This window comes from Streptomyces sp. CBMA29 (assembly GCF_014596445.1).
In the GTDB taxonomy this organism is placed as follows: Bacteria; Actinomycetota; Actinomycetes; order Streptomycetales; family Streptomycetaceae; genus Actinacidiphila.
Window position 1 is genome coordinate 1 of record NZ_MECL01000006.1, and the last position, 4220, is coordinate 4220.

Genomic DNA, 4220 nt, shown 5'->3' on the forward strand with positions numbered 1-4220 from the left:
ATCGAGCCTTGTCCGGCTCGATCCGAAGATCATCTTTGACCAGCGCTGCGATCTCCAACTCACGGGCCGTGTCGCGTTTCTGCTGGTCAGAGCGTATACAGACCGGATAGAAGGACCCGCGCTTGTAGAGATAGACCAGCGCCACCGAGCGGCCCGCGGGGTCCTTGAAACCGAGCAGCGAGCAGAGCAGTTGCGGACCGAAGCCGCGTTCTTCCAGGGCAGAGTTGATCGCGTGCAGATCGGTGACGAGGTCGGTCATCTCGGCGGGGTCCTTGCGGGCCAGCAGCCAGGTGTAGCCGTACGCGTCCTGGCTGGCCTCCGCGCCGACCAGGGCCCGCAGGTCCTGCTGGATCTCGGCGAAGGCGCCGCCCTCGACGGCCGCGAAGCAGACCGAGCCGAGGCCGGTGGGCCGCAGCTCGCTCGCCGCTTCGAGGGTGATGGCAGCCGAGGTGAGGCCGAAGAGCTGGTCGAGGTCGGGCTTGACCGGCTTGCTGCGGCCGAGGATGACGTCCAGTAGCCCCATCAGTGGCGGTCCAGTTCGAGAGTGATGCGGCTGAGCTGCTCCAGCCGCTGCTCAAGGGAGGGGTGGGTGGACAGCAGCTTCGAGAAGGTGGAGCCTCCGCCCTTCGCGCTCAGCGCGGGCGCGAAGTAGAAGGCGTTGAAGGGCTCCGCCTTGCGGAGGTCCTTGGTCGGGATCGCGCCGATCTGCCCGGTGACCTTGGTGAGCGCGGAGGCCAGCGAGGAGGGGCGGCCGGTGAGCAGCGCCGCACTGCGGTCGGCGGACAGCTCGCGGTAGCGCGACAGCATCCGGGTGAGCAGGAAGCTGAGGGCGTAGACGACGGCGCTGACCAGCGGGATCGCCACGGCGAGCGCGGCGGCCCCGGCGCCGCGCGCCTGGCGGAAGCCGCCGTAGAGGCCGATCCGGGTGATGACACCGGCGAGGATGCCGAGGAAGGCGGCGATCGTCATGACCGCGACGTCCTTGTGGGCGACGTGGGACAGCTCGTGGGCGATGACGCCCTCCAGCTCGTCCGGCTCCAGGCGGCGCAGCAGCCCGGTCGTGGCGCACACCGTGGTGTTCTTCTTGTTGCGACCGGTGGCGAACGCGTTCGGCACGTCGGATTCGGCGATGGCGACCTTGGGCTTGGGCATGTCGGCGAGCGCGCAGATGCGGTCCACGACCCCGTGCAGCTCAGGCGCCTGTTCGGGGGTGACCTCCCTGGCGCCCATGCTGAAGGCGGCGATGCGGTCGCTGAACCAGAACTGTGCGATGAAGAGAACTCCGGCGATCACGAGGATCAGCGGCCAGGATCCGCGCAGGAGCGCCAGCAGCGCGCCGACGAAGACGACGTAGAGCAGACCGATCAGGAACATCGTGACCACCATGCGCGTGGTCAGTCCCCGGTCGGGCGCGAAGCGGTTGCGGTCCATAACCCCTCCCGAGACATGCGGGGCGCGGACCACTGGCGGCGGTCCGTCGTCCCTCGTTGTCGAGTGTGCACCCGTTCAACGACTACGACGAGCCCGTCGGTTCCGCTCAGGCCCTCACATCGAGTACCAATTTGCCGAAGGTTTGCCGGGCACGCAGCTCCTCATGGGCCCTGACCACCTCGGACAGCGGATAGACCCCGCCGAGCCGGGGTATGAGGCGGCCCGCCGCGGTCATCTCCAGCAGTTCGGCCATCGGCTCGCGGTACATCCCCGGACGGCCGAGGCAGTGCGTCAGCCAGAAGCCGACGACCGCGCGGGAGCGGGCCATGAGCTGTGCGGCCTGGACCGGCGTCGGGGGCGTCCTGGAGGCCAGACCGTACGTGACGAGGCGGCCGAACGGCGCGAGCGCGGCGAGCGAGGCGTCGAAGACCGGGCCGCCGGTCATCTCCAGCACGATGTCGACCTTCTTGCCGCCGTTCGCCTCGACGAGGCGGTCCTTCAGGCTCTCGGGGGCGGAGTCGACGGCGACGTCGGCGCCGAGCTCCAGGGCGAGGTCCCGCTTGTCCTTGGACGAGGCGGTGGCGATCACCCGGCCCGCGCCGAAGGTCTTGGCGAGCTGGACGGCGAGCGAGCCCGTACCGCCGGCCGCCGCGTGCACCACGACGCTCTCGCCCTCGGCCAGGCGTCCGGAGGTGCGCAGCAGGTGCCAGGCGGTGAGGCCCTGGACGACCAGGGCGAGCGCCTGCCCGTCGGTGACCTCGTCGGGCACGTCGTGGGCCAGGTACTCCTGGACGACGGCCTTCTGGGCGTAGCCGCCGTTGTCGGTGAGGGCGACGACCCGGCGGCCCCGCGCGGTGCGGCCGACCACCTCGGCGCCGGGGACCATCGGCAGCGTGGAGCGCGAGAGGTAGGAGTCCTCGACGGTGTGCGTGTCGGCGTAGTTGATCCCGGCTGCGTCGACGTCCACGAGGAGCTGGCCCGGCCCTGCCACAGGGTCGGGCAGCTCGGTCTCCCGCAACACCTCGGGACCGCCGAATTCGGTGATCTGGATCGCGCGCACGTCGGCTCCTCAGCGTGGTGGGGTGCACCCTGCGGGTGCTTTCCTGGCGTCCGCCGGTGTGTCCCGACGTCCGCCCCGCCGATATTACCGACTGGTTGGTATGTCGCACACCACTCGCACATACCACTTGTGCGCGCCACTTCTGCACGCCGCAATGCGCGCTACAACGCGCGCCGTCGCGCACCCCGCCACGGGCACCGCCGCCCGTGCCGGTCCGCTCAGGCGGCGGGCACCGGCACGGGCGGCGGCGGTCCGACGTAGCGCGCGGACGGCCGGATGATCTTGCTGTCCTCGGCCTGCTCCAGGATGTTGGCGCTCCAGCCGACGACACGGGCGGCGGCGAAGGTCGGCGTGAACATCTCGCGCGGCAGCCCGCAGAGCTCCATCACGACGCCCGCGAAGAACTCGACATTGATATGAAGTTCGCGGCCTGGCTTCAGCTCGGCGAGCAGCGCCTCCGCGCGCTCCTCCACCCGCACCGCGAAGTCCACCAGGTCGCCGCCGAAGCTCTGCGCGATGCCCTTGAGCATCCGCGAGCGCGGGTCCTCCGTGCGGTACACGGGGTGGCCGAAGCCCATGATCCGCTCGCCCGCCCCGATGTGCTCCCGCAGCCAGCCGTCGATCCGGTCGGGCGTGCCGATCGCGTCGAGCGTGTCGAGCGCGCGGCTGGGCGCGCCGCCGTGCAGCGGCCCGGACAGCGCGCCGATCGCGCCCACCAGACAGGCGGCCAGGTCCGCCCCCGTGGAGGCGATGACGCGGGCGGTGAACGTCGAGGCGTTGAAACCGTGGTCGACGGTCGAGATCAGATAGCGCTCGACGGCGCGGGCGCGTACGGGCTCCGGCTCCTCGCCGGTCAGCATGTAGAGGTAATTCGCCGCGTACGGCAGGTCGTGGCGCGGCTCGACGGGCTCCAGCCCCTGGGCGAGCCGGTGCAGCGCGGTGAGCAGGGTGGGCACCACCGCGCAGGCGGCCAGCGCGTCGGCGCGGCGGCGGTCGGGCGTCAGGTCGTACAGCGGGCGGAATCCGGCCGAGGCGCCGGTCAGCGACAGCGCGGTGCGCAGCCCCGCGAGGGGGCCCGACAGCGCGCTGGCGCGGGCGATGGCCGGGAGCGCGTCCGCCACGTCGGCGGGCAGGTGCCGCAGGGCCGCGGTCCGGGCGGTGAACGCGGCGCGCTCGGCCGCGTCGGGCAGCGCGCCGTGGAACATCAGGTGCCAGACGTCCTCGAAGCCGCGGCTCTCGGCCAGCTCCACGGCGGAGTACTCGCGGTAGTGGTAGAAGCCCTGGAGCCCGCGGACGTCGCCGATGGATGTGTCGGTGACGATCACGCCCTTGAGACCGCGGGGTACGTCGATCGGGGCGTTCTGCTCGGTGGTCGGCATCGTGTCCTCCTTGGGTATTGACTCGACTCTCCATGATTGATTTACGCTCTGTCAATGTTGACTGAATCAATGTGAATGAGCTGAGCAATATGTTGAACACCATGGATACGGTGAGGCCATGACGGATCAACCGGCGGACCGGATCAGCACCAGGGAGGCCGCCCGGCGGCTCGGCGTGAAGCCGGAGACGCTGTACGCGTATGTCAGCCGCGGCCTGCTCGTCAGCCAACGGGCGGAGGGCGGCCGGGGCAGCACCTTCGATCCGTCCGAGGTCGAGGCCCTGGCCCGGCGCGCACGGCCCGCGGCGGCCGGTGCCGACGGGCCCGCGGACGGCGGGGGCGGGGGCGGGG

General features: G+C 70.9%; 5 protein-coding genes. 1 reads left to right on the forward strand and 4 read right to left on the reverse strand.

Annotated features, from left to right (window positions below):
- The 4 genes from pspAB to BGM09_RS01385 form a co-directional block, all read right to left on the reverse strand.
- The coding region (gene pspAB, locus BGM09_RS01370; protein WP_188279478.1) for a PspA-associated protein PspAB at positions 1 to 523 on the reverse strand (523 nt) is incomplete at its 3' end.
- Positions 523 to 1431: a zinc metalloprotease HtpX gene (gene htpX, locus BGM09_RS01375; protein WP_188279479.1), complete on the reverse strand. Its 909-nt coding sequence runs from the start codon at positions 1429 to 1431 to the stop codon at positions 523 to 525. The genes htpX and pspAB, both read right to left, overlap by 1 nt.
- Positions 1432 to 1537: 106 nt before the next feature.
- Positions 1538 to 2491 (reverse strand): zinc-binding alcohol dehydrogenase family protein, encoded by a 954-nt coding sequence (locus tag BGM09_RS01380; RefSeq protein ID WP_188279480.1) that lies wholly within the window; start codon positions 2489 to 2491, stop codon positions 1538 to 1540.
- Positions 2492 to 2709: 218 nt separating this feature from the next.
- A complete protein-coding gene (locus BGM09_RS01385; RefSeq protein WP_188279481.1) occupies positions 2710 to 3870 on the reverse strand; it encodes a citrate synthase/methylcitrate synthase in 1161 nt (386 codons plus the stop codon).
- Between the two features lie 118 nt (positions 3871 to 3988).
- Here BGM09_RS01385 and BGM09_RS01390 point away from each other — a divergent pair.
- A partial coding sequence (locus BGM09_RS01390) for a helix-turn-helix transcriptional regulator (protein ID WP_188279482.1) occupies positions 3989 to 4220 on the forward strand: 232 nt, incomplete at its 3' end.